The 18,749-nt window shown below is 41.3% G+C and carries 18 protein-coding genes; 5 read left to right on the top strand and 13 right to left on the bottom strand.

The window, feature by feature from the left end:
• Nucleotides 1-155 precede the first annotated feature (155 nt).
• The 12 genes from dnaB to dnaA all read right to left on the bottom strand — a co-directional run bounded on the left by dnaB (nt 156) and on the right by dnaA (nt 13,867).
• The gene (gene dnaB, locus A5886_RS00210; RefSeq protein WP_086273103.1) at nt 156-1,526 is read right to left on the bottom strand and encodes a replicative DNA helicase; all 1,371 of its coding nucleotides are present in this window, start codon (nt 1,524-1,526) and stop codon (nt 156-158) included.
• A 115-nt stretch (nt 1,527-1,641) separates the two neighbouring features.
• A complete protein-coding gene (gene rplI / locus A5886_RS00205) occupies nt 1,642-2,094 on the bottom strand; it encodes a 50S ribosomal protein L9 (RefSeq protein WP_086273102.1) in 453 nt (150 codons plus the stop codon).
• A gap of 15 nt (nt 2,095-2,109) precedes the next feature.
• A complete protein-coding gene (locus A5886_RS00200; protein ID WP_086273101.1) occupies nt 2,110-3,558 on the bottom strand; it encodes a GGDEF domain-containing protein in 1,449 nt (482 codons plus the stop codon).
• Nucleotides 3,559-3,796: 238 nt separating this feature from the next.
• The gene (gene rpsR / locus A5886_RS00195) at nt 3,797-4,033 is read right to left on the bottom strand and encodes a 30S ribosomal protein S18 (RefSeq protein ID WP_005226367.1); all 237 of its coding nucleotides are present in this window, start codon (nt 4,031-4,033) and stop codon (nt 3,797-3,799) included.
• 23 nt (nt 4,034-4,056) lie between these two features.
• Nucleotides 4,057-4,587, bottom strand: a complete 531-nt coding sequence (ssb, locus tag A5886_RS00190) for a single-stranded DNA-binding protein (RefSeq protein ID WP_086273100.1) — start codon at nt 4,585-4,587, stop codon at nt 4,057-4,059.
• Between the two features lie 43 nt (nt 4,588-4,630).
• Nucleotides 4,631-4,930: a 30S ribosomal protein S6 gene (gene rpsF / locus A5886_RS00185; RefSeq protein WP_054116884.1), complete on the bottom strand. Its 300-nt coding sequence runs from the start codon at nt 4,928-4,930 to the stop codon at nt 4,631-4,633.
• Nucleotides 4,931-5,170: 240 nt separating this feature from the next.
• The gene (gyrA, locus tag A5886_RS00180; RefSeq protein WP_373404595.1) at nt 5,171-7,660 is read right to left on the bottom strand and encodes a DNA gyrase subunit A; all 2,490 of its coding nucleotides are present in this window, start codon (nt 7,658-7,660) and stop codon (nt 5,171-5,173) included.
• A gap of 71 nt (nt 7,661-7,731) precedes the next feature.
• Complete coding sequence (gene gyrB / locus A5886_RS00175) at nt 7,732-9,681, bottom strand: DNA topoisomerase (ATP-hydrolyzing) subunit B (protein ID WP_086273098.1); 1,950 nt, start codon at nt 9,679-9,681, stop codon at nt 7,732-7,734.
• Nucleotides 9,682-9,686: 5 nt separating this feature from the next.
• Entirely contained in the window at nt 9,687-10,799 is a 1,113-nt protein-coding gene (recF, locus tag A5886_RS00170) for a DNA replication/repair protein RecF (RefSeq protein WP_086273097.1), read from the bottom strand.
• On the bottom strand, nt 10,786-11,025 hold the full coding sequence (gene yaaA, locus A5886_RS00165; RefSeq protein ID WP_086273096.1) for a S4 domain-containing protein YaaA: 240 nt from the start codon (nt 11,023-11,025) through the stop codon (nt 10,786-10,788). The genes recF and yaaA overlap by 14 nt, the downstream gene beginning before the upstream one ends.
• A 220-nt stretch (nt 11,026-11,245) precedes the next feature.
• A complete protein-coding gene (gene dnaN, locus A5886_RS00160) occupies nt 11,246-12,376 on the bottom strand; it encodes a DNA polymerase III subunit beta (protein ID WP_086273095.1) in 1,131 nt (376 codons plus the stop codon).
• Nucleotides 12,377-12,535: 159 nt separating this feature from the next.
• The gene (dnaA, locus tag A5886_RS00155; protein WP_086273094.1) at nt 12,536-13,867 is read right to left on the bottom strand and encodes a chromosomal replication initiator protein DnaA; all 1,332 of its coding nucleotides are present in this window, start codon (nt 13,865-13,867) and stop codon (nt 12,536-12,538) included.
• A gap of 510 nt (nt 13,868-14,377) precedes the next feature.
• On the opposite strand from dnaA, the gene rpmH reads away from it, so the two are divergent.
• The 4 genes from rpmH (at nt 14,378) to jag (ending at nt 16,613) form a co-directional block, all read left to right on the top strand.
• A complete protein-coding gene (gene rpmH, locus A5886_RS00150; protein WP_002356012.1) occupies nt 14,378-14,512 on the top strand; it encodes a 50S ribosomal protein L34 in 135 nt (44 codons plus the stop codon).
• 145 nt (nt 14,513-14,657) lie between these two features.
• The gene (gene rnpA, locus A5886_RS00145) at nt 14,658-14,993 is read left to right on the top strand and encodes a ribonuclease P protein component (protein WP_086273093.1); all 336 of its coding nucleotides are present in this window, start codon (nt 14,658-14,660) and stop codon (nt 14,991-14,993) included.
• Nucleotides 14,994-15,011: 18 nt separating this feature from the next.
• Nucleotides 15,012-15,836: a YidC/Oxa1 family membrane protein insertase gene (locus tag A5886_RS00140; protein WP_086273092.1), complete on the top strand. Its 825-nt coding sequence runs from the start codon at nt 15,012-15,014 to the stop codon at nt 15,834-15,836.
• A gap of 18 nt (nt 15,837-15,854) precedes the next feature.
• Complete coding sequence (gene jag / locus A5886_RS00135) at nt 15,855-16,613, top strand: RNA-binding cell elongation regulator Jag/EloR (RefSeq protein WP_086273091.1); 759 nt, start codon at nt 15,855-15,857, stop codon at nt 16,611-16,613.
• Nucleotides 16,614-16,791: 178 nt separating this feature from the next.
• On the opposite strand, the gene A5886_RS00130 is transcribed toward jag, so the two are convergent.
• Nucleotides 16,792-17,121: a heavy metal-binding domain-containing protein gene (locus A5886_RS00130; RefSeq protein WP_086273090.1), complete on the bottom strand. Its 330-nt coding sequence runs from the start codon at nt 17,119-17,121 to the stop codon at nt 16,792-16,794.
• 222 nt (nt 17,122-17,343) lie between these two features.
• On the opposite strand from A5886_RS00130, the gene mnmE reads away from it, so the two are divergent.
• Nucleotides 17,344-18,738, top strand: a complete 1,395-nt coding sequence (gene mnmE / locus A5886_RS00125; RefSeq protein WP_086273089.1) for a tRNA uridine-5-carboxymethylaminomethyl(34) synthesis GTPase MnmE — start codon at nt 17,344-17,346, stop codon at nt 18,736-18,738.
• Nucleotides 18,739-18,749 lie beyond the last annotated feature (11 nt).

Below are 18,749 nucleotides of genomic sequence, written 5' to 3'. Positions count from 1 at the left end.
TAAAAAACGAACTATTTTTTATCCGACAAAAAAAATATCGTTTAAAAACGAATAAAAAAAGGCACAGCCTCTTTTAAAGGTGTACCCAATCTTGTGTAGCTTGCTCATTGAGCTTTAGTTGACTTGTCTCGTTGGTCTATAATGAGAACCATTGATCATCCAAAGTCTGTGCGCGGTGATACCGAAGAAAACTTGTTGTATTCTTTGATAAACAACAACTCAACCGTGCCACGGGCACCACTCCGGTTCTTCTCGATAATGACTTCTATGACATTGTTGTCTTGCTGCTCTTCTTGGTTATCATCTTCGCCTTCTTCACTGCGGTAATAATCATCTCGGTATAAAAAGGCTACGATATCCGCATCTTGCTCGATGGATCCTGATTCCCGGATATCACTCAACACAGGGCGTTTATCTTGTCTTTGTTCCACGCCCCGCGATAATTGAGAAAGTGCAATAACAGGTACTTTCAATTCTTTCGCCAATTTTTTGAGTTGGCGGGAAATCTCAGATACTTCTTGTTGCCGATTCTCACGACCCGTACCTTCAATCAACTGCAGATAGTCAATCAAAATCAAGCCAAGATTGCCTTTTTCTTGAGCCAATTTTCGGCAACGGGCACGTATTTCTGAAATTTTGATCCCCGGTGTATCATCGATATAGATACTGGCATTGGATAAACTCCCCATTGCCACGATCAAATTACGCCACTCTTCTTCTGACAATTGCCCAGTTCGCAAATGACCAGCTTCAATTGATCCTTCAGCACACAACATCCGATTGACTAACGATTCGGCCCCCATTTCCAAACTAAAAATAGCAACAGACCGATCTGTTTTAGTTCCCACATTTTGCGCGATATTCAACGCAAAAGCTGTTTTACCTACGGCGGGACGGGCAGCAAGAATAATCAATTCTTCTTTTTGCAAGCCTGCCGTCATTTTGTCTAATGCAGGGTAACCTGTTGGCAGTCCTGTGATTTCTTCATTATTTTGCGCCAGTTGATCAATATTTTCAATCGTCCGATTCAAGACATCTGCGATTGATTGGAAACCATTGCTGTTTCGCTTTTCTGATACTTCCAAAATACTTTTTTCTGCTTGATCAATGATGGATTGGACATCTTCGTCTTGTTCAAACCCTTGTGTGACGATCCTACTGGCAGTTTGGATTAAGTTACGCAAAGTAGCTTTATCATCAACGATTTTCGCATAATAAGCGATGCTGGCTGCGGAGGGTGACGCTTGACTGAGTTCAGTTAAGTACGTTAATCCGCCGACATCTTCCAGACTACTGCTCTTTTCGATCTCCGCTTTCAGCGTGATCAAATCGATGGCTTCACTGCGGTCATTCAATTGAATCATTGCTTGAAAAATAATTTGATGGCTTCGACGATAAAAATCTTGCGGTGCAATGACTTCCATTGCATCGATAATCGCTTCAGCATCTAAAAATATTGCACCCAGTACCGCTTGTTCCGCTTCTATATCTTGTGGAGGGACTTGGTTCTGCCACGCTTCATTCATACCTTTCGCTCCTCATCTAGTGTCCATTTATTCTACAAGATAACCCTATAAAGTACAAGGGACCTTTGTGACCTTCCCTGAAAAAGACCCAACATTTGACTGTTGGGTCTTTCCCTTATTCTTGGACCGTATGAACATTGATGGTCGCAGTTACTTGTGGATGGATCTTTACTGGTACTTGTGTGAAGCCTAATGCACGAATCGGTTGGTCTAACTCGATTTTGCGTTTATCCAATTTGATTTTGTATTGTTTATTCAATGCGTCAGCGATTTGTTTCGAAGGGATTGAGCCGAACAAACGACCATCTTCACCAGCTTTGGCTTGGATCTTGACCACTGTTTCTTCTTTTTCAAGAACTTCTTTCAACGCTTGTGCTTCAGCGAGGATTTCTGCATCTTGTTTCTCTTTGGCTTTTTGCTTGCCTTTTAATTCTGCCATACTTTCATTATTGGCCGGTTTGGCATAGTTGTTTTTGATCAGAAAATTTTGGGCGTAGCCATTCGGTACTTCTTTGATCTCGCCTTTTTTGCCTTTACCTTTTACATCTTGTAAGAAAATAACTTTCATCTTGGTCACTCCTTGTTATTGATCATGATTGATTAATTCATTGCGTAGTCGATGCTCCACCTCATCGATATTGCTTCCTTTGATTTGGGTTGCTGCGTTGGTAAAATGGCCACCACCCCCCAAGGCCTCCATCACCGTTTGGACATTGACCTTGCCCGTGCTGCGGGCACTGATCCCAATCAAGTCTCCTGGTTGTTTGGTGATCACGAAGGCAGCGTGGATGCCGTTGATAGACAATAATGTATCCGCAGCTTTGGCTACTGTCACACTATCATACACGCGATCTTCATCTGCTGCAGCGATTACGATATCTTCTTTAAAATGTTTGCTTCGTGATACCAATTCACTGATCATCAGATAAGAATCTAAATCTGTACTGAGCATATATTGAACCAAAGATGTGTCTGCACCTTGATTTTTTAGATAACCGGCTATATCAAAGGTACGGCCAGTCGTACGCACAGTAAAGTTTTTGGTATCCACATAGATACCAGCTAAAAGTGCGGTAGAGATAAACTTAGGCAATAATGACTTACGGGCTGCCCGGTATTGAATCAATTCTGCTACCAGTTCTGCTGCAGAAGAAGCAGTCGATTCAATGTAAGTCAGTAATGGTTTGTCAGGAAACTCATCTCCACGACGATGGTGATCGATCACAGCAATTTTTTCAAATGCGTCATAGACAGCTTGAGAAATCGACATCGATGGTTTATGATAATCCACCATAACTAAAACGCTATCGTCATTTGAAAGATCGATTGCTTCATCAGCGGAAATCACGAGTCGTTCAAGATCAGGATACTTCTTTAATTCCTCAAGGGCACGCTCAATATCCGCTGTGATTTCTTTAGGATTCAAGATGATATAACACTCTTTGTCGCTCATCATTGCCATATAGGCAACACCAAAGGCAGAGCCTAAGGCATCCATATCAGGATAACGGTGTCCCATGATAAATATCCGCTGATTCTCCGCAAAAATCTTTTTGAGCGCTGTACTCATTGCTCGAGAGCGAACACGCGTTCTCTTTGGTGTACCATCGGTATTCCCCCCAAAGAATTGCGGTTTGGCATCTTCGACTGCCTCTCTCAACACAACTTGGTCACCACCTCTGACTAAAGCCACATCGAGATTATTTTGGGCTTCTTCCCCGATCACCTCAAAAGACTCTTGACCATAAGCAATACCCATACTGATCGTCAATGGCAAATCATTTTTTTCAGCCACCTGTCGCACGCGGGTCAAAAATTGAAATTTGTCTTCTTTCATCCGATCAATATCAGAATCCTTCGCAACAAAAAGAAAACGCTCTGAATTGATACGTTTGTAAAAAACACTGTTTTCACTTGCCCAATCAGAAATCAGCGTTGTAATCAGCGAGTTCAAATAAGATACTTGCTTATCGTCTTTTTTTTCAATCAAATCATCATAGTTGTCAATTGAAATCAACCCAATTGCTGCCATTATTAAACCCCTCAATTTTTCTCCCAGTTTGTACTCTTTCGTTATCCTATTTTACCACAGTTTAAGAAATTAGGCGATGATGCAAAAAAATGTTTCACGTGAAACGTGAAATTCTGATTAGTAGCAATTTTATATATCTTGTTCGTTATATTTACGAACAATAAAATAACGCTCAACAAGTCAAATAATAGAAAAAAATGACAAACCTCTATATAGAAGCTTGTCATTTGCTGTCGATTTATTCTTCGCCTACGAATGGAAGTAATCCCATAATACGTGCGCGTTTGATTGCAATGGTAAGTTTGCGTTGGTTTTTCGCACCAGTACCAGTTACACGACGTGGTAAAATTTTGCCACGTTCTGAAATGAAACGTTTTAGTAATTCAATATCTTTATAGTCGATATGTTCGATATGGTTAGCTGCAATATAGTCTACTTTACGACGTTTGCGTCCGCCTCTTCTTTGTTGTGCCATCCTATTTCCCTCCTATCAATTTCTTAGAATGGTAAATCATCGTCTGAAATGTCGATTGATGCGTTTCCGAACGGATCAGAGTTGTCGCGATCAAAATTTGGCATTCCTGATGGTTGAGAGGATTGAGTTTGATTGGTTTGATTGTGACCAAATCCAGAAGAACTGTTAGAACTATTTGCGTTATACGTATTATTGCTATTCCCGTTATTATCCGTTTTTCTTTGCTCTGAAGCATTTCTAGACTCTAATAATTGGAAGTTATCAGCAACAACTTCTGTTACATACACACGTTGACCTTGCTGGTTATCATAAGAACGTGTTTGAATCCGTCCTGTAATACCTAGCAATGTACCTTTGCGCGCATAGTTTGCCATGGTTTCAGCTGGTTTTCTCCAGATAACACAGTTGATAAAATCAGCTTCGCGTTCACCACTTTGGTTGGTAAAATTACGATTTACCGCCAAAGTAAAGGTTGCGACACCCGTGCCATTAGATGTGTAACGTAAATCAGGATCTTTGGTTAATCTTCCTACTAGTACAACATTATTAATCAAAGTTCATCATCTCCTCATCGCTTTTGTTTCACGTGAAACAATATTATGCTTCTTCTTTGACAATCATGTGACGGATAATGTCATCATTGATTTTTGCAAGACGGTCAAATTCGTTGATTGCACTTGCAGTTGTTGAAGAAGAAACTTTAACGATGTGATAGATACCCTCACGGAATCCATCCATTTCATACGCTAGACGGCGTTTTTGCCAATCTTTAGACTCGATAACTTCAGCGCCGTTATCAGTTAAGATTGAATCAAAACGTGCGATCAATGCGGATTTAGCTTCTTCATCAATGTTTGGACGAATAATGTATAAAATTTCATATTTCGTATTTTCCATTGATTTTTCACCTCCCTGTGGACTTTGGCCCCTAGTTGACTAGGAGCAGAGAGAGTGGCCTGGTTAGACTACTCACAAATAATTATTATACACTTTTTACATCCAAGTTGCAAGTTGTTTTTATTGGTGGACGACCTTATCCCTTACATAATGAATTACGCCACAAAGTATGACTTGCATTAAAAAAAATCGATCTCACTGGAAATGAGATCGACTTTTATATTTCATCATCAAATGCGCTTATTCTTCACTCTCTGTTGGTGACTCTTGACTATCAACAAGCTCTTGAACAGCTTCTATGTCTGCAGCAGTGTCTGATACTTGATCAGTCGTCGCTTCTTCCATTTCTGGTTCAGGTTCAACAGTGGCCATCGTTACAACTTTGGCCTCATTTTCCATTTTCATCAAACGGACACCTAATGTTGAGCGACCTGTTTGTGAAACAGAGGATACATTGAATCTGATCAAGACACCTTTATTGGTGATGACCATGATATCTTCATCTCCGGACACCGTTGCCAAACCAGCCAATGGACCGTTTTTAGGCGTGATATTCGCCGTTTTGATTCCTTTACCGCCTCGACCTTTGATTGGATACTCAGAGCCCTTAGTGCGTTTGCCATAGCCGTTTTCTGTGATCACTAAGACTTCACTGTCTTCTTTGATCACGGCAGCACCGACAACATAATCTTCATCTCTGAGACGAATCCCTCGCACACCGGCAGCCGTTCTTCCCATATCACGGACCAATGCTTCTTGGAAAGTAACAGAGTAGCCTTTGTGGGTACCAATAATCACTTTGTCTTCCCCATGGGTTTCAATCACATTCACAAGTTCGTCGTTTTCCTTCAAACCGATTGCGATCAATCCGTTGGCGCGAATATTGGCAAAAGCGGTCACTGAGGTCCGCTTAACGATTCCTAAACGGGTAGTAAAGAAGAGATAGCGCCCTTCTTGTGGTCCGCCAGATGCTGAAATGATTGCTTCGATGCGTTCACTAGAATCAATCCCTAGCAGATTGATGACCGGAATTCCTTTGGCTGCTCGACCGTATTCTGGAATTTCATAGCCTTTTGCTTTATAGACTTTTCCTTTGTTGGTAAAAAATAGCAGTGTATCATGGGTCGAACAAGAGATCAACGTACGCACAAAGTCTTCATCATGGATGCCCATACCTTGAACACCACGTCCGCCGCGTCTTTGGGCACGAAATTCTGAATTGGCTACCCGTTTGATATAGCCATTGTTGGTTAAAGTGATCACGATTTCTTCTTCTTCGATCAAGTCTTCATCTTCAAGACTCAGTACTTCACCCACCAATAATTCTGTCCGTCGGGCATCCCCAAAGCGTTGTCCCAACTCTTGCAATTCTGTTTGGATGATTTCTAATACCCGTTGTGGATTGGCCAAAATATCTGTTAGATCAGCAATCAATGCCAACAAACCTTGGTATTCATTCTCGATTTTGTCCCGTTCCAAACCAGTCAAACGACGCAAACGCATATCTAAAATAGCTTGTGCCTGACGTTCAGATAATTCGAAACGCTCCATCATCGTTGTTTTAGCAATATCATCAGAAGCTGAAGCACGGATCAAAGCAATGATTTCATCGATATGATCCAAAGCAATCCGCAAGCCTTCCAAAATATGGGCCCGCGCTTCCGCTTTACTTTTGTCAAATTGTGTCCGTCGGGTCACCACTTCTTGTTGATGTTCGATATAATTCTCTAAAATACGTTTCAGACTGAGTATTTTAGGTACACCTTTTTCAATAGCCAGCATATTAAAGCCGAATGATGATTGTAAAGCAGTCATTTTGTACAAGTTATTCAAAATCACTGAAGCACTAACATCTCTGCGGACATCAATCACGATGCGCATCCCTTCACGGGAAGATTCATCTCGTAAGTCAGTGATTCCTTCAATTCGTTTGTCACGATGAAGTTCGGAGATCCGTTCGATCAATTTGGCTTTATTGACCATGTAAGGCAATTCTGTGACCAAGATTCGTTCTTTGCCATTTGGCATCTCAGTTACTTCGACTTTCCCACGGACAGTGATCGATCCTTTACCTGTTTCGTAGGCGCGACGAATACCTGATTTCCCCATAACGATCCCGCCAGTTGGAAAGTCGGGACCAGGCAGTACTTCCATCAATTCGCTCGTCGTCACTTCAGGATTCTCCATCAATAAATCAATGGCTGCAATGACTTCATTTAAGTTATGAGGTGGGATATTGGTAGCCATTCCCACCGCGATCCCTGTGGTTCCATTGACCAATAAATTCGGGAAACGTGCAGGCAAGACAGCTGGTTCCCGCTCTGTGTCATCATAGTTGCTTTGGAAATCAACGGTATCTTTATTGATATCTCGCAACATCTCCATCGCCAATTTACTCATACGGGCTTCGGTATACCGCATAGCAGCGGCACCGTCACCGTCGACAGAACCAAAGTTACCATGGCCGTCAACGAGCATATAACGGTAACTGAATGACTGTGCCATCCGTACCATTGATTCATAAATCGCGCTATCTCCATGGGGGTGATATTTACCCATTACGTCCCCAACGATCCGGGCAGATTTTTTGTGGGGTTTGTCTGGTGTCACACCCAATTCATTCATCCCGTATAAAATTCTGCGGTGCACGGGTTTTAAGCCGTCTCGTACATCTGGTAAAGCCCTTGCTACGATAACACTCATCGCATAGTCGATAAAGGACTCACGCATTTCACTCGTCAGGTTGACGTCATGAATATTTTGTTTTGCTTCACTCAAGCTGTTTCCTCCTCTGCGATTGACTAGATATCCAAGTTTTTCACGTAATGTGCGTTTTCTTCAATGAAGGCCCGTCGCGGTTCTACGCGATCACCCATCAACATTTCGAAAATTTGATCGGCTTCAATGGCATCATCAACACTGACACGCAGCATCATCCGATTATCTGGATCCATTGTAGTCTCCCATAATTGGTGATCATCCATTTCTCCCAGCCCTTTATATCGTTGGACTGTTGGTTTAGGTGTTGCTGGTAAAGAAGCAATCTTATCTTTCAAATCTTGCTCTGCGTTCTTTCCAGGTTGGATATAATGAATATTTTTCCCTTGTTTGACACCATATAAAGGTGGTTGAGCAATATATACATAGCCTGCTTCCACGATTGGACGCATGTAACGATAAAAGAGCGTCAATAACAAGGTACGGATATGGGCGCCATCGACATCGGCATCCGTCATGATAACCAATTTATGGTAACGCGCTTTTGAGACATCAAAATCAGCACCAAAACCTGTACCCATAGCAGTAAACAATGAACGGATTTCTTCATTGGCCAAAATCTTGTCCATGCTGGCTTTTTCGACATTCAATATCTTCCCGCGGATCGGTAAAATCGCTTGAAATTCCCGACTGCGACCTTGTTTTGCAGAACCGCCAGCTGAATCTCCTTCGACGATAAATAATTCGCATTTTTCAGGATCCTTGCTCGAACAATCGGCCAATTTACCTGGTAAATTACTGATTTCCAACGCACCTTTTCTTCGCGTCATTTCGCGGGCTCGTTTAGCTGCCTGCCGTGCTTTCGACGCCAATAACCCTTTTTCGACGACTTGACGGCCGACTGTTGGGTTTTCCATCAAGAATTTGGTGAAATGTTCTGAAAATAGACGATCTGTAACTGTCCGTACTTCAGAATTCCCTAATTTGGTTTTGGTTTGTCCTTCAAACTGCGGATCTGGATGCTTGATTGAAATGACAGCAGTCAAGCCTTCACGCACATCTTCCCCTGTCAGATTCTCATCATTTTCCTTCATCACTTTTGATTTGCGGGCATAATCATTGATTACCCGTGTCAAAGCTGTCTTAAAGCCAAACTCATGGGTCCCACCTTCATAGGTATGGATATTATTGGCAAAGCTCAACAAGTTGCTGTGGTAGCTATCTGTGTACTGCAAAGAAACCTCTACAGTGATGCCTTGTTGCTCCCCTTCAAGATAGATTGGTTCTGGGAACAAAGCCGTTTTGCTGGCATTCAAGTGTTCAACATAACTTTTGATCCCACCATCATAGTGGTATTCTTTCAACACAGGTTTTTCGCTGCGTTTGTCTTCAATCGATATTTTCAGTCCACGGTTCAAGAAAGCCAATTCTCTGACACGTGTCGCTAATTTGTCAAAATTGAACTCTGTAGTTTCCGTAAAGATCTCTGGATCTGGGAAAAAGTGCACAGTTGTCCCGTGACGATCTGTTTCACCAATGACTTTTAAATCATCTACCACTGCACCTCGGTGATATTCTTGGTAGTAAACTTTGCCTTCTTTGTAGACTTTTACATCTAGTGTGGTTGACAATGCGTTGACGACGGAAGACCCTACCCCGTGCAAACCACCGGATACTTTATATCCGCCACCGCCAAATTTACCGCCGGCATGCAAAATCGTAAAGACAGTTTCAACTGCTGGTCGACCGGTTTTGGCTTGAATCCCAACGGGAATACCCCGACCGTCATCGACAACGGTAATACTATTATCTGGTTCAATGATTACTTCAATACTGGTCGCAAAACCTGCCAATGCCTCATCGATTGAGTTATCAACGATTTCCCATACTAAGTGGTGTAATCCTTCAGAACTGGTCGATCCGATATACATCCCAGGACGTTTACGAACAGCTTCTAGGCCTTCAAGTACTTGGATCTGACTGGCATCATAGGCTTTGGCCCGTTCAACTAAGCTTTTTTCTTCTTCTGTCATTCAGTCTATTCTCCTTTGATATGTCCTTGCTCTACATAAAAAATCTCTGCTTCAACAGACATTTTGTCTTTTACATGATCTAATGTGGTGGTTGTCAGAAATGTCTGGACTTTACCTTCGATCGTCGACAATAAATGCAGCTGCCGAGAATCATCTAGTTCACTCATCACGTCATCTAACAACAATACTGGATATTCACCCGTTTCTTCTTTCATCAAGTCGATCTCGGCTAATTTCACGCTTAAAGCGGTGGTGCGTTGTTGTCCTTGGGAACCAAATGTCTGGACATTTCTTTCGTTGATCAAGAAATCTAAATCATCTCTATGAGGACCCACCAACGTCACTTGTCGAAATCGTTCACGGTCTTTGACTTGTGCCAATGCTTGCGTGAAGTATTGCTGGATAGCTGGTAAAGATTGAGCCGTTGCAGGCACATTCGATAAATAATCAATTCGCAAGATTTCTTTTTCTTGGCTGATTTTTTGATGAAGGGCATTCGCCCAGTATCCGAGGCGTTCAACAAATCGCTTTCTAGCTAAAATGATTTTGCTGCCAAAATCAATCAACTGTTCCGTCAACACCTCTAAATACACTTCATCGCTTTGTTTTTTTTCATACAGTTGTTTTAAGTATTGATTTCTTTGTTTCAAGACTGATTGATATTGGACAAGATCATACAAATAAATAGGGTCGATCTGTCCAATTTCCATATCAAGAAATTTGCGACGGACTTGGGGACTGCCTTTGACTAAAGACAAATCTTCTGGCGCAAATAAAATGACATTCAATTGTCCTATGTAACTACTCAATTTCTTTTGTTCAATATGGTTGACTTTGGTTTTGCGCCCTTTTTTGGACAAAAATAGTTCTAAAGGTATCGTAGAACGGCCTCTATCCACCAGTCCAGAAACATAAGCACCATCCGTTTCCCAGCGAATCAATTCTTGTTCGCTGGATGTCCGGTGACTTTTGGTCATAGCCAACACATAAATACTCTCAAGAATATTGGTTTTTCCTTGGGCATTTTCCCCTAAAAAAATAATCAGGTTTTTATTGAAGGATAGCTGCAATTCCTGATAGTTGCGATAGTTTTTGAGCTGCAACTCATTCAGCCGCATGATTATCTTCTTTCTTGGCCATAAAAAAAGTACCCTCATCAGGCAGCTCGATCATCATTCCCGCATATAATTTGCGGCCTCTTCTATTTTCAGGTTCGCCATCCACTAGAACGGTTTGCTCCGCTAAATACCATTTTGCTTGGCCGCCGCTGCCGATGACGTTGACTTCTTTCAACATTTGTCCAAGGGTCATGTATTCTGTTTCCAAAAAAATTTTCTTTTTCATAATTTCCCTCAATTCCGTCACAGAATGTGTACTTCTATTATACTCTTTTTTGCTTCAGAAAACAAATTCATCGGTATATTTTTGATTCTCAGAAGACTTACTCTTTTTAGATAAAAAGCAAGCGAAAATAGAAAAAGGGGCTTAAAAACGATTTTAAGCCCTTTAAACAGTTTTATTCATTTTCAACGTAAATTTCAGTGATTTTCAAAATCGGTGAAAATCAGTTGGTCCGAACAGGTGTGATCAATTGGATAAAGTTGCCCTTGCTTTCTGTTGGTTCTAAGGTGAATGGACGGATTGCTGAGATAAAGCGAATCACAATACTTGTATCACCGAAGGCCCGTAAAGCAGCTTTCATATAGTCAGGATTGAAAGAGATCTCTAAGGGATCCCCTGTTACGGATGCAAAGTTCAAGTCTTCTTCCACTTTACCGATTTCGGGAGAATTTCCGTATAAAACGACCGCTTCTTCAGAAATCGCCAAACGAACGATGTTGTTGCGCCCTTCATGAGAAAGCAATGATGCCCGCTCAATCGCTTGTAAAAGTTCAGGGACAGAAAATTCGATCTCGGTATTGAAACTTGAAGGAATCAAGCGGTTGGTATCAGGATAGGTGCCTTCTAGCAAGCGTGAATAAAATTTCATTGTTTTGGTCTGGAACAATACTTGATTATCCATAATGCTGATTTGGATGGCTTCTTCTTCATCTGTCAATGAACGAGAAAGCTCCGTTAAACTTTTTCCAGGAATCACAATATTGAACGTTGTATCTCCGCTGTCTAAAGGAATCACCCGTTGACTCAATCGATGAGAGTCCGTAGCGACAGCCAATAGTTTTTGATCTTCTAAAACAAAATGGACCCCAGTTAAGATTGGGCGACTTTCATGTTGTGAGACGGCAAAGACCGTTTCACTAACAATTTTATTCAGAATATGTCCAGGAATCTCGATTGCATTTTGGCTTTCGACAACTGGCAAATGTGGATAACTATCTGCATCTAACCCATTGACAGTAAAATTGGCTTTTCCAGAAGTGATAGCTACTTGATTATTTTCCAATACTTCTAACGTTAATGTACTTTCTGGTAAACGACGAACGATCTCACTGAAGAAACGGGCTTGTAAAACAATGGCACCTGTTTGTTCGATGTTCATTTGCGCTTTTTCATTATCAGCACTTAGAAATGTTTCAATCGAAATATCTGCATTGCTGCCAGTCAATGTCAATCCTTGTTCCGTTAATGTGATTTTGACACCAGTTAAGATAGGGATTGTCGTCTTTGTTGAAATAGCGCGTTGCACAGTTTGTAGTTCTTGCATGAATTCTGAGCGATTTAAAGTTAGTTTCATAACGGGACTCCTTTAATTTATAGTTATTAAATAAAAGTAATAGTAGTAATAGGCTTGTTAGTAATGTGGATAACTTTGGTTTAACGTGATACCACCAACGAAAACGCCTGTGAATAACTTGTGGAAAACTTTTGGCTTTTTATTTTTATTATCCACAGCTTAACTGAAGAGAATATGTTTGATTTCAGCAATCTCATTTTTGATCGTAGTATCCGTTTCAACGAGATGTTGGATTTTTTCATGCGCATGAATAACGGTCGTATGGTCCTTACCACCAAATTCCCCACCGATTTTCGGCAATGAACTGTCCGTGAGCTCTCTTGAAAGGAACATTGCAATTTGTCGTGGAACGACGATGCCCTTGACGCGTTTTTTGCCTTTTAAATCGGTCACATGAATATGATAGTATTTAGCGACTTCTTCTTGAATTTGTAAAATGGACACTTGAGTAGAACCATGGCTTGATTTCAATGCTTTAATGGCTTCAGCAGCTAAACTTGTTGTGATATCAGAATTTTGCATCGTCGCAAAAGCTTGTACTCTGACTAAGGCCCCCTCAAGTTCTCGAATATTGGAATCGATTTGTCCAGCGATATAACTCAATGTATCATCCGGGATCTCCAATCGCTCTGCTTCAGCTTTTTTGCGCAAAATAGCCGTTCTTGTTTCTAGATCTGGCGGCGTAATATCGACGGATAATCCCCAAGCAAAGCGGGAAACCAAGCGTTCTGGTAACGTAGGGATCTCATTAGGCAGACGGTCACTGGTCAATACGATCTGTTTATTGTTGCGGTACAACTCTTCAAATGTATTAAAGAACTCTTCTTGTGTTCCTTCTTTGTTGACAAGAAATTGGATATCATCAACCAGCAACAGGTCGACATTGCGATATTCATTGCGAAAATCTTCCATTTTGTTTTTTTGGATCGATGTGATGAAATCATTGGTAAAATTTTCACTACTGACATATTTTATTTTGGCTGTTGGTCGTTTTAACAGCATTTGATGACCGATCGCATGCATCAAATGGGTTTTACCTAAACCAACGCCTCCATAGAAGAAAAGTGGATTATAAATAGACCCAGGATCTTCAGCAACGACCAAGGCAGCAGCATGGGCCATTTGATTGCCTTTTCCGATGACAAAGGTATCAAATGTATATTTCTCGTTCAAAATGGTTTTAGGCGGCTGTTCGGGCGTGCTGTTTTTTTGCAAAGCCGCAGGTGTTTTTAGGGCTTCCGCTTCTTCGACAGTCACAAAACTAGGAATCAATTCTTCACCAGTTCTCATAAATCCCATTTCAACGATTTTGGCAGCTAGATTTTTTTCCCAATAAGATTTATGAAGATCGCTGGGTACTTCGATCAGCAGCTGATTTTTTTCAAAAGACAAGACATTGGCAGTTTCGATCCAAGCGCTGTAACTGGCTGGATTTAACTCTTCTTTAAAGGATCTTTGCAGATCTTGCCAAATAGAATCAGCAGATGGCATAAATTGTCCTCCCATAACTAAAAATAGATATAACTAAAATAGCACGGATTGCAAAAGTTTTCCACAGATTAAGTTAAAAAAGGTTAGAAAAAAATACTTTTCCACACCAGAGGATAAAAATAAAGGAGAGATGCACATATCCAAAAAAGGGTTTTCCACAGCATGGTTATTTCTGTTGATAAGTGAATTTTCCGAAAGGTTATCCACACGATAATACCCAATTGATACGTTGATAGCAAAGGGATTACTAGAAGTTATCAACAGCGAAAAAAAAGAATGTGGATAAGTTTTAGACACCATGTTTATTTGTGGAAAAGTGCAAAGGAACGTTGGGGAAAAAGTTTTCCACAAGATTGGATTATAAACAGCTAATACACGTCTTTTACGAAGATTGTGGATAAAAGAAGCCGAAATTAGCATAACTTGTTATTGACAAAGTAGTACTGGACTAGGTATACTATCAAAGTATGTCTGTGCGCATAAGCAAGCTGCTAATGGAGGTGGAAATATATGAAAAGAACGTATCAACCAAATAAACGTAAACGTCAAAAAGTTCACGGATTCCGTAAACGTATGAGTACTAAAAATGGACGTCGTGTTTTAGCTAGCCGTCGTCGTAAAGGCAGAAAGGTTATTTCTGCATAAGCCACTGTTTGCCAGTGGTTTTTTTTTATGCCGTTTTTGCGGAATTTAGTGCCTGACGAATCGCAAATATGGTATGATTGACGAGTGAGTGGTTACGTATCCAATGACGTAACAGAGCATAATCGAAAGAAGTGAAGGAACCGAGATGAGAAAATCTTATCGTGTAAAATCAGAGCAAGATTTTCAAAAAGTTTTCCAGTCAGGGAATTCTTTTGCAAATCGGAAATTCGTGGTCTATGTCTTACCTAAAGAGCAGCCGCATTTTAGGGTCGGCCTATCTGTTGGAAAGAAAGTCGGCAATGCTGTCAAACGAAATGATGTGAAAAGAAAAATTCGCGCGAGTTTGACCGAGATGAAACCGCGTATTTCACCAACAATCGATTTTATCGTTATTGCGCGACCAAGTACGGCAACTTGTTCGTCGAAGGAAATCTATTCGAACTTGGCGCATGTGTTGAAACTTGCGAAAATCATTCAGTAATAGAAAGGAATTAGTTACGTGAAAAAAGGAAAACGCGTCTTACTGCTATTGGGAGTTCTTTCATTAGTAGTTGTTTTATCTGCCTGTGGTGCAACAGGGGAAGTCAATGCACAAAGTACAGGGATCTGGGATCGTTATGTCGTCTATTATTTTGCAGAAGCAATCAAAGCATTATCATTTGGTAATGCCGGAATCGGGATCATTCTCTTTACGTTGATCATCCGAGTGATTTTGATGCCGTTGATGCATTTTCAAACAAAGAGCATGCGCAAAACCCAAGAATTGCAACCAAAAATCAAAGCGTTGCAACAACAATATGCGTCTAAAGACACTGAAACACAAAGCAAATTAAAAGAAGAAACCCAAAAGCTATATGCAGAACACAATGTCAATCCATATGCCGGGTGTTTGCCTTTATTGGTTCAAATGCCGATCTTGATGGCGTTATGGCAATCGATTTCTCGCGTCCCTGCTTTGCAGGAGGGGAAGTTTATGTGGTTGCAATTAGGCGATCATGACCCATACTTCATCTTACCGATCTTGGCAGCACTCTTTACTTTTGCTAGTACGTATTTATCTAGCATGAGCCAAGTGGAATCAAATGCGAGCTTGAAAATCATGAACTTTGCGATGCCAATGATGATTCTGTTGATGGGGATCAATATTGCCAGCGGGCTATCCTTGTACTGGGTCGTGTCAAATGCCTTCCAAGTGGTACAAACGCTGATCTTGAACAATCCATTCAAGATTCGTCAAGAACGTGAAGAAGCAGCCCGTAAAGAACGAGAACGGGAACGGGCATTGAGTAAAGCAATGAACCCTAAGAAAAAACGCAAAAAATAAAAAGGAGGCTGCACTGCAATGCCGATTTATGAAAGTCTTACAGTAGAAGAAGCGATTCAAGAAGGATTGCAAGTTCTTGGATTGACCAAAGATCAAGCAATGATCGATATACTTGATGAAGGTAAAAAAGGATTTTTGGGCATGGGAAAAAAACCTGCGCGGGTGTCAATTGAAAAAGCGTTCGTCCAACCTGAACCAATAACTGATCCAGAACCAGAAGCAGTCATTGAACAGACATCTGATACAGATGCTATCGTTGAGACAGTGACTGAAGGCCAAATCTCTGAGCAAGCACAACAAAAGACAGAGTTGTCCGATGATGAAGCTTTGGCTCAATTGGGACTCTATTTGACCAATATTTCAAACGCATTGCAGGCACCGGCTTTTGTCAAAACTGTACGTCAGGATGGCTTGATCGTATTTCAACTAGAGACAGACAAACAAGGTATCTTGATCGGTAAGCACGGCAAGACCTTGAATGCGTTACAATATTTGTCACAAGTTTATATTCATCGCATCGCCAAAAATAAACTGTCTGTCGTCATCAATGTAGGTGATTATCGGGAAAAACGACAAGCGATCCTTGAGCGTTTAGCCAGCCGGACCGCTGAAAAAGTCAAACGAACAGGCCGTCCGGTATTCTTAGAGCCGATGCCAGCCTTTGAGCGAAAACAGATCCATTCGGTGTTAAGCAAAGATACAGGTGTTCAGACACATTCTGAAGGGGACGAACCGTATCGCTATCTCGTTGTAGAACCAACAGCCAAAAAAATATAATTAAAAGCGGCAAAGGCTTGATTGAAGGCCTTTGCCGCTTTTCTTATTCAAAAGTGATTTGACAAGCGATTTGAAACCAAGTATTCTTGACACAAATCATTCTTATCAAAGTCAACATACGCTACGTAGGTCATACTTTGGTAATAAAAAAGAGTCCAGCCGCGGACTCTTTTTTTTGTTATCCGCCAATCGTCGATTGCGTAAATTGCACGACTGTTCCATAGGCAAAAATTTCTAGAAACGTTTTGTCGCCTTCAACGATTCGATCGTGCTCGAAATGACAGTTGATGACTGCATTCGCGCCATAACGATGGGCTGTTTCTTTCAAACGCAGCGTCACATCAGACATCAATTCACTAAGGTCAATACTTGTGTCAAAAAGATCCACTTCGATTTTATCCGCCGCGAAGACGATATCTCGTACGATATAAGGTCGATTGACATTTCCAGTTGATAAAATGATTTCTTTGATACGGGATGACGTATCTGTGTGTTTGGTCGTATCCATAAGCGTTCCCTCGTTTCATTCTTTTCTTATATTCTAGCTTTTTTTGCACTTATATGCAAAATTTAAAAGTTTTCCAAGAAACTTGCGATACAAAGGAAAATATGCTAATCTATTCACAGAATTTAATTGACAAGCAGTCAAAGTGCGAAGTCTACTCGTTGGGTTCAATCAACGGGTGGAGTGGGCACTTTTTTTTATGGAAAAAATAGGAGGCGCTAGAATATGGCGAATATTACGCAAGAATTTGACACGATTGCTGCGATTTCAACTCCACCAGGAGAAGGGGCAATCAGTATTGTCCGTTTAAGCGGCGACCAAGCCATTGCAATCGCTGATCGGATCTTTACCAGCAGCAAATCGCTGGCAGAAGTACCTAGTCACACCATCCATTACGGTCATATCGTAGACCCTGTGGAAGAACGCTTAATGGATGAAGTCATGCTATCTGTTATGAAACAGCCGCGGACCTTTACCAGAGAAGATGTTGTTGAAATCAATTGTCATGGTGGAATCGTTGTCGTCAATCAACTGTTGCAGTTGGTGTTGCGCCAAGGTGCTCGACTAGCAGAACCTGGTGAATTTACCAAACGTGCTTTCTTGAATGGTCGTGTCGATCTTTCTCAAGCGGAAGCCGTAATGGACTTGATTCGGGCCAAAACGGACAAAGCGATGAATTTGGCCATCAATCAATTGGATGGCAATCTATCACAGTTGATTCGTCAATTGAGACAAGATATCTTGCAAACGTTGGCGCAAGTAGAAGTCAATATCGATTATCCAGAATATGATGATGTTGAAGAATTAACAACGCGTCTGTTATTGGAAAAAGCCCAAATGGTCAAAGCGCAGATCGAAGGTTTACTATCGACCGCGCAACAAGGGAAAATTTTGCGCGAGGGGCTCAGTACCGCAATTATCGGTCGCCCCAATGTGGGTAAATCAAGTTTACTGAACCATTTGCTCAAAGAAGAAAAAGCGATTGTGACAGATATTGCTGGGACAACCCGCGATGTCATTGAAGAATATGTCAATGTACGTGGTGTGCCGCTGAAATTGATCGATACAGCAGGGATTCGGGACACAGAAGACATCGTTGAAAAAATTGGTGTTGAACGCAGCCGCAAAGCTTTGCAAGAAGCAGAATTGATTTTGTTGGTTCTTAACCAAAGTGAAGCTATCACGCCGCAAGATCAGCAGTTGTTAGCGTTGACGAAAGGGGCGCGACGGATCATTTTGTTGAACAAAACCGATTTGCCTGCCCAAATCTCGCCAGAAGAACTAGCAGCCTATAGCACAGATGAACCAGTGTTCTCAGTCTCTGTTTTGACCAATGAGGGATTAGAGCAATTGGAGCAAGCCATCGCGGATCTCTTTTTCGGTGGTAAAACCACCGAAAAGGATGCTTCTTATTTGTCTAATACCCGCCACATCGCATTATTGGAAAATGCTGCGCACTCTTTATCTGAAGTGATTGAAGGGATAGAAGCAGGGATGCCGGTAGATTTGGTACAGATCGATCTGACCCGTTGTTGGGATTATCTAGGAGAAGTAGTCGGAGATAGTGTGCAAGATGAGTTGATTACCCAATTGTTCAGTCAATTTTGTTTAGGAAAATAAAGTCGCCAACA

This window comes from Candidatus Enterococcus testudinis, from assembly GCF_002140915.1.
Taxonomy (GTDB): Bacteria; Bacillota; Bacilli; order Lactobacillales; family Enterococcaceae; genus Enterococcus_D; species Enterococcus_D testudinis.
Note: the sequence above shows the minus strand (reverse complement) of the source record. Positions and strands in the feature narration are given on the sequence as shown.

What these genes read in the sequence shown, in the direction of transcription:
- dnaN (WP_086273095.1), bottom strand. Translation starts at nt 12,376, where the DNA reads ATGAAACTAACTTTAAATCGCTCAGAATTCATGCAAGAACTACAAACT.
- A5886_RS00130 (WP_086273090.1), bottom strand. Translation starts at nt 17,121, where the DNA reads ATGGATACGACCAAACACACAGATACGTCATCCCGTATCAAAGAAATC.
- gyrB (WP_086273098.1), bottom strand. Translation starts at nt 9,681, where the DNA reads ATGACAGAAGAAGAAAAAAGCTTAGTTGAACGGGCCAAAGCCTATGAT.
- rpsR (WP_005226367.1), bottom strand. Translation starts at nt 4,033, where the DNA reads ATGGCACAACAAAGAAGAGGCGGACGCAAACGTCGTAAAGTAGACTAT.
- gyrA (WP_373404595.1), bottom strand. Translation starts at nt 7,660, where the DNA reads ATGCGTGAGTCCTTTATCGACTATGCGATGAGTGTTATCGTAGCAAGG.
- rpsF (WP_054116884.1), bottom strand. Translation starts at nt 4,930, where the DNA reads ATGGAAAATACGAAATATGAAATTTTATACATTATTCGTCCAAACATT.
- A5886_RS00200 (WP_086273101.1), bottom strand. Translation starts at nt 3,558, where the DNA reads ATGGCAGCAATTGGGTTGATTTCAATTGACAACTATGATGATTTGATT.
- dnaA (WP_086273094.1), bottom strand. Translation starts at nt 13,867, where the DNA reads ATGCCATCTGCTGATTCTATTTGGCAAGATCTGCAAAGATCCTTTAAA.
- jag (WP_086273091.1), top strand. Translation starts at nt 15,855, where the DNA reads ATGCCGATTTATGAAAGTCTTACAGTAGAAGAAGCGATTCAAGAAGGA.
- yaaA (WP_086273096.1), bottom strand. Translation starts at nt 11,025, where the DNA reads ATGAAAAAGAAAATTTTTTTGGAAACAGAATACATGACCCTTGGACAA.
- mnmE (WP_086273089.1), top strand. Translation starts at nt 17,344, where the DNA reads ATGGCGAATATTACGCAAGAATTTGACACGATTGCTGCGATTTCAACT.
- rnpA (WP_086273093.1), top strand. Translation starts at nt 14,658, where the DNA reads ATGAGAAAATCTTATCGTGTAAAATCAGAGCAAGATTTTCAAAAAGTT.
- rplI (WP_086273102.1), bottom strand. Translation starts at nt 2,094, where the DNA reads ATGAAAGTTATTTTCTTACAAGATGTAAAAGGTAAAGGCAAAAAAGGC.
- recF (WP_086273097.1), bottom strand. Translation starts at nt 10,799, where the DNA reads ATGCGGCTGAATGAGTTGCAGCTCAAAAACTATCGCAACTATCAGGAA.
- dnaB (WP_086273103.1), bottom strand. Translation starts at nt 1,526, where the DNA reads ATGAATGAAGCGTGGCAGAACCAAGTCCCTCCACAAGATATAGAAGCG.
- rpmH (WP_002356012.1), top strand. Translation starts at nt 14,378, where the DNA reads ATGAAAAGAACGTATCAACCAAATAAACGTAAACGTCAAAAAGTTCAC.